Origin of the sequence: Campylobacter sp. RM19073 (assembly GCF_024723495.1) — a bacterium.
Classification (GTDB): domain Bacteria; phylum Campylobacterota; class Campylobacteria; order Campylobacterales; family Campylobacteraceae; genus Campylobacter; species Campylobacter porcelli.
This window is the reverse complement of sequence record NZ_JANQCT010000036.1, coordinates 1-5,882: the sequence shown is the minus strand read 5'-3', so window position 1 is coordinate 5,882 and position 5,882 is coordinate 1. Positions and strand designations below refer to the sequence as shown.

Here is a 5,882-nt window from a genome sequence, read left to right as displayed (position 1 = left end):
TGCGATTGTATGCGGATACGCTCCGGTATGAGCGCAAATATCAACCCCAATAGCTGCCCCACTAACTACGCAAACTCCATATTTTTTAAGGGTTGAAGCTAAATTTATAGTCATATTTTTGGTATAAGATGAGCATCTGCGTGAGCCTACAATCGCAACTTTTGGATAATCTAATAATTTTAAATTCCCCTTATAATATAGCTTTTTTGGCGGATTTTGGAAATTTGGATTTAGCTTAAATTCAGTGATAAAGCTCATACATATCCTTTAAAAGTATCAATCTAGTTTGGCTTTCTAGCTCACTTTTTATGGCTTTTAGAGCTTTAAAAGTCTGCTCATATGGATGTCCGATAGCTATGGCAAAACCATTTTTTTTAGCTATTTTTATACTTTCCTTTAGCTTACTAATTATAGCTTTTTCATCTTTGATATTATCTATAAAAACATCTCTTTTTAAATATTTATTGCCAAATTCATCGCTTAAAATCTTAGCTTTAGAATCTTTGGTGGTGTAGCTATCGATAAATATCATATTATGCTTTTTAAGTGTCTTAAATAGATTTTTCATAGAGTTATAATCGCTTGTAAATTTACTTCCTGTGTGGTTATTTATATATATGGCATTTGGGAAATTTGATCTGATTTTATAAATTTGTGCTTCTATTTTTGCGATATTATCGCCTACTTTTAGGGTATCTTTCTCTTGTGCTTGGTAGTTCATCGCCTCAAGTGGTAAATGTATCATATAAAACTCAAAATCCTTAGCCACATTAGCACTATTTGGGTAGTTTTTACTAGGTGGAAATATAGAAGGGGTGATATTCATATCCAAAGACTTAATCTTTTTAGCTTGATAAAATGTAGATATATCATCTATGATTATGGCCAAATTTGGTTTATCCGATTTTAAATCAATGCTATTTATCGTAGTTGGTGGTTCTATTTTTTCATCAAATTTAATATCATTTTGCGTCTGATTTTCATCTATATTTTTAGGCTTATCAAGGATGGTATAATCCCTTTTTTTACCTTCGAAATATCTATCAATATTATCAATAGCTTTAAAGCTTACACTCTCTTTTTTAGTGCTTGATGCTAAATAGACAACACCAATTATAACTATAATAGATATTAAAATACCAAAATATACAAGCACCTCGCCATTTGAGGTGCTCTTTTTGCTACGCTTTGCCAATTAATTTTTATCTTTATTTACTAATTTACCTTTATTTATCCAAGGCATCATAGCTCTTAATTTTTCGCCAGTTTTGTTTAGCAAACTCTCATCGCTTAATTTACGCTCAGCATTCATTTTTGTATATCCAGCTTTACGCTCTAAGATGAAATTTTTAGCAAATGTACCATCTTGAATCTCTTTTAAAATCTCTTTCATAGCTGCTTTTGATCTCTCATCTACCACTCGTTTGCCACTTACATAATCCCCAAATTCAGCTGTATTTGAAATAGAGTATCTCATATCAGCCATACCACCTTGATAGATTAAATCCACAATTAATTTCATCTCATGTAAGCACTCAAAATACGCCATCTCAGGCTCATATCCCGCCTCTACTAAGGTCTCAAACCCAGCATTTATAAGCGCACAAAGTCCGCCACATAATACAGCTTGCTCGCCAAATAGATCAGTTTCAGTCTCAGCCTTAAAGGTAGTCTCTATAATACCAGTTCTACCACCGCCAATAGCACTAGCATAGCTTAGAGCTATATCTTTTGCTTTGCCTGAAGCATCTTGAGCTACTGCGATTAGATCTGGGATACCACCACCATTGACAAATTCATTTCTTACAGTGTGGCCTGGGGCTTTTGGTGCTATCATTATACAATCAATGCCTTTTGGTGGGACGATTTGACCATAATGGATATTAAATCCATGACCAAATGCGATTGCACTACCGCTTTTTAAATTTGGTTCAATTTCAGCTTTGAAAATATCAGCTTGTAGCTCATCAGGAGTAAGTATCATCACAACATCAGCTTCTTTTGTCGCGTCGCTTACGCTCATAACCTTAAAGCCTTTAGCCTCTGCTTTAGCCCAGCTCTTGCCATTTGGATTTAGTCCGATGATAACCTCTACTCCGCTATCTCTTAAATTTTCAGCGTGTGCGTGACCTTGAGAGCCAAAACCTATCATAGCTACTTTTTTAGATCTAATTAGGCTTAAATCACAATCTTTGTCATAATAAACTGTTATTGCCATAATCTTCCTTTAGTAAAAAATAAATGGCAATTATACATTATTAAAATTTAAATTTAATAAATTTTCAAAAAAATTATCCAAAATTTAAGTTCAATCGTAGTAGAATTATGAAAATTAATCAAAAATTATTATGAGAAATTCCAATGAATGAAGCAATATATAAAAGTATAAAATCTCTACCACCACTTGATGAGACAATTATCAAAATTCAAAAGATTTGTAGCAATGATGATAGCGATATAGCAGAGTTAATTAGCGTAATCCACCAAGACCCAATGCTTACAGCAAATATTTTGCGTTCAGCAAATAGCCCATTATATGGCTTTAGTAGAGAGATAAATGATGTTGATAGAGCCGTGGCGTTATTTGGGATGGCGACCATTAGAGGATTTGCCCTTGCTGGGACTGTAAGTAAAAATTTTAAAATAAATTTAACTCCATATGGAATTAGTGAAACTCAATTTATGGAGTTAGCAACAATGCAAAATGCCTTAGCATTTAACTGGTGTAATAAGATAGATCGTGGGCTTTTAAATATCATATCACCGGCTAGTTTTATGATGGATATAGGTAAAATAGTAATCGCTAAAGAGCTAATAGACTCTAATAAATCAGATAAATTTAAATCCCAAATACAAAGTATATCAACCCCAATAGAGCTATATAATTTAGAGATAGATATGGTAGGTATCTCAAGCCAGATGGTAACAGCACAGATATTTAAAAACTGGAATTTAGAGCCAGAAATTTCAAATGCTATTAGATATTTATTAAATCCATCTGACGCACCAGATAATGTGAAAAAACACTGTATAATCTTAAATATCATAAGCAATAGTATAAATATTTTTGGCACTCTATCACAAAGTCAGATTGATAGCTCAAAAGAGCTTTTAGATTTTTATAATCTTGATGTTAAATCATACCTAGACGCCATAGAAAAAGTAAGAAATTGAGAGCATTTTTAAACTCTTTAACAACTGGCTTAGAGAGCAAATATATAAAGTCAAGTGAGCTTGAAATTTTAAGAGTTTTAGAACAGATAAAGGCCGTATCAAAACATAAAAATAGATACTATCTAAATGATGGCTTTGTCTGCGGAAAGCTCGATATATCTGGCAATGGAACTGGATTTTTATACCCATATGATAGTAGATTTAAGCAAGATTTAATGATAGAAAATCGTGATTTAGGTGGGGCTCACTTTGGCGATATTGTCCTTGCTAAATTAACTAAATTTAAAAAGCCACGCCAAAAAGCAGCCGTTGTGGCTGTATTGTTTATGGCAAATGAAACAAGCGTGGTCTATACTAAAAAAATTGGCTCCGTTATAATGGGCGTAACAATCCCAAATTCCATCACAATAGCTCTAAAAGCCAGTCAAAAATCCCTAAAAGAGCTACCTCAAGGCACAGTTTTAAAAATAAATAATTTAGATAATGATATTGTAGAGGTCTTAGGGGTATTAAGCGATCCAAATGTGGATCAAAAAATCTCTATGGCACTATATAATAAACGCGAAATTTTCCCTAAAATAGCAAGCAATGAAGCAATTAGCTTTGGCGATGAGGTTGATAAAAGTATGTATCCAGATAGGATTGATCTTACTCATCTACCATTTTGCACGATTGATCCAGTTGATGCTAAGGATTTTGATGATGCGATATATTTTGATAAAAGTACAAATGAAATTTACATAGCCATCGCAGATGTAAGCGAATATGTCAGCCCATATAGTGGGATTGATAAGGAGGCTAGATTTAGGGGCTTTTCTATATATTTTCCGCATATTGCCGTACCAATGCTACCTAGAGAGCTTAGCGAAAATATATGCTCTTTAAAGCCAAATTGCGATAGACTTGCCTTTGCTTTTAAAATCTGCTTAAACTCAAATTTAGAAGCCATTAAAGAGGAGCTAATAAGCTGTATAATTCACTCTAAAAGAAGGTTTAACTACGATGAGATTGATAGCTTAATAAATGGCGAATTTGAGTGTCAAAATGAGATAAAAGAGTGGATAACGCCACTTTTTAATATAACTCAAAAATTAAAAGAAAAACGGCTTAAAAATGGCTTTGACTTCCACACATTAGAGCTTAGAATGAGCCTTGATGAAAATGGCAATATCAAATCAACTAAATTTGAAAGCTCCACTCCATCGCACTCACTTATAGAAGAGTGCATGCTCTTAGCCAATAAAGCTGCAGCAAAAAGAGTAAATAAGGGCATATTTCGCAATCACGAACCAGCAGATTTTAATAAAATAAACGCTCTTTTAGATGACCTTAACCTGCTTGGAATTAGCGTAAAACCAACAAGCGATCTAGTATCTATGATAGCTCAAATTCAAGCTAAGGCTAATGAGCTAAATATAAGAGAAGATGTAGATAAACTCATCATAAAAGCACAAAAAAGAGCCGAGTATGCAAGTGTATCAAGGGGGCATTTTGGGCTTGGATTTGAGCTATATTCACACTTTACTAGCCCTATTCGTAGATACTCTGATTTAATTCTTCATAGAATTTTAAAAGCTCAAGATGATGCTAAATTGACAAACTACCTAATGCTAGGCATTGATGAGCTTTGTGCGAATTTAAATGTATTAGAAAGAGAAGCCGATAAGGTCGCTTGGGATTTTATGGATCGTAAATTTGCCCGTTTTGCAGCAAAAAATATAGATAAAATTTTTAAATGCTACATATATGAAAATAGCAATCAAACTATCGCTAGACTTGATGATGAGATAAAGGGAGCTAGGATTTTTTTAGATAATTTTACTTGCGATTTACTAACTCCGGTGATGGTAAAAATCATAGAAGTAGATATTCCAACGGCTAAAATTTTAGGAAAAGTGGTGGAAATTTTAGATGTATAAAAAGGATTTTATAGCACTTCTAAACTCTGCTAATATACCAAATTTTTTCTTACTTTATGGTGCTGAGAGCTATCAAGTGGAGTTTTACGCTAAGGAAATTTTAAAAAAATTTAATAATGATAATTTGCTTAGCTTATACTATGATGATTATGATTTTAGCCTTGCGATTTCGCATCTTAGTGAGCCTTCGCTATTTGCTAATTCAAATTTATTGCACATCAAAAGCGATAAAAAAATCCCATCTAAAGATACAAAAGAGCTAGTCTCTCAGTGTCAAAATAACCCAAATAATATCTTTATCTTTGAGTTACACGAAGGCGATGAGAAATCCTTAAGCGATATAAAGAAGCATTTTGGATTAAATTTCGTTAGATTTTTCCCACCTAGCAGTGCCATAGAGGTAAATCAAATTCTATCTAATCACGCTAAAATCCTTGGTCTTAATATAGATAGCCAGTCTCTTTTATATATTTATAACTTACAAAATGAAAATCTATATCTTAGTGCTAGTGAGCTAAATAAACTTGCAACCATAGCGACTAAATTTAATTTAGAAGAGATAAAAGAGCGAGTTTATGCCTTAAATGGAATTGGATTTGATGCTTTATTTGATAAAATAATTAGCAAAAAAAGTATTAATAGCGACTATTTTGAGTTTATAAACGATAGCTCATTTAACGAAATTGCCCTTTTAAATATGCTTTTTAAGGCATTTCATAGACTATATTTGATCTATAGCTCAATTAAAACTAGTGGAAAATTTGACCCAAAAATTGTATTAGGATACAC

The 5,882-nt window shown here is 32.8% G+C and carries 6 protein-coding genes; 3 read left to right on the top strand and 3 right to left on the bottom strand.

The features are described from left to right. The 3 genes from CSUIS19073_RS07825 to ilvC all read right to left on the bottom strand — a co-directional run. Positions 1–258: DNA-processing protein DprA (locus tag CSUIS19073_RS07825; RefSeq protein ID WP_337214406.1), on the bottom strand; the 258-nt coding region annotated here is incomplete at its 3' end. Beyond that, the gene (locus tag CSUIS19073_RS07820) at positions 242–1,195 is read right to left on the bottom strand and encodes a divergent polysaccharide deacetylase family protein (RefSeq protein WP_086236767.1); all 954 of its coding nucleotides are present in this window, start codon (positions 1,193–1,195) and stop codon (positions 242–244) included. The genes CSUIS19073_RS07820 and CSUIS19073_RS07825, both read right to left, overlap by 17 nt. Beyond that, the gene (gene ilvC / locus CSUIS19073_RS07815; protein ID WP_086236768.1) at positions 1,196–2,218 is read right to left on the bottom strand and encodes a ketol-acid reductoisomerase; all 1,023 of its coding nucleotides are present in this window, start codon (positions 2,216–2,218) and stop codon (positions 1,196–1,198) included. 143 nt (positions 2,219–2,361) lie between these two features. Here ilvC and CSUIS19073_RS07810 point away from each other — a divergent pair, with 143 nt between their 5' ends. The 3 genes from CSUIS19073_RS07810 to holA all read left to right on the top strand — a co-directional run. Further along, positions 2,362–3,174 (top strand): HDOD domain-containing protein, encoded by an 813-nt coding sequence (locus CSUIS19073_RS07810; RefSeq protein WP_086236769.1) that lies wholly within the window; start codon positions 2,362–2,364, stop codon positions 3,172–3,174. After that, complete coding sequence (locus CSUIS19073_RS07805; protein ID WP_086236770.1) at positions 3,171–5,093, top strand: RNB domain-containing ribonuclease; 1,923 nt, start codon at positions 3,171–3,173, stop codon at positions 5,091–5,093. Before CSUIS19073_RS07810 ends, CSUIS19073_RS07805 begins: the two co-directional genes overlap by 4 nt. Beyond that, a partial coding sequence (gene holA / locus CSUIS19073_RS07800) for a DNA polymerase III subunit delta (RefSeq protein ID WP_337214405.1) occupies positions 5,086–5,882 on the top strand: 797 nt, incomplete at its 3' end. The genes CSUIS19073_RS07805 and holA, both read left to right, overlap by 8 nt.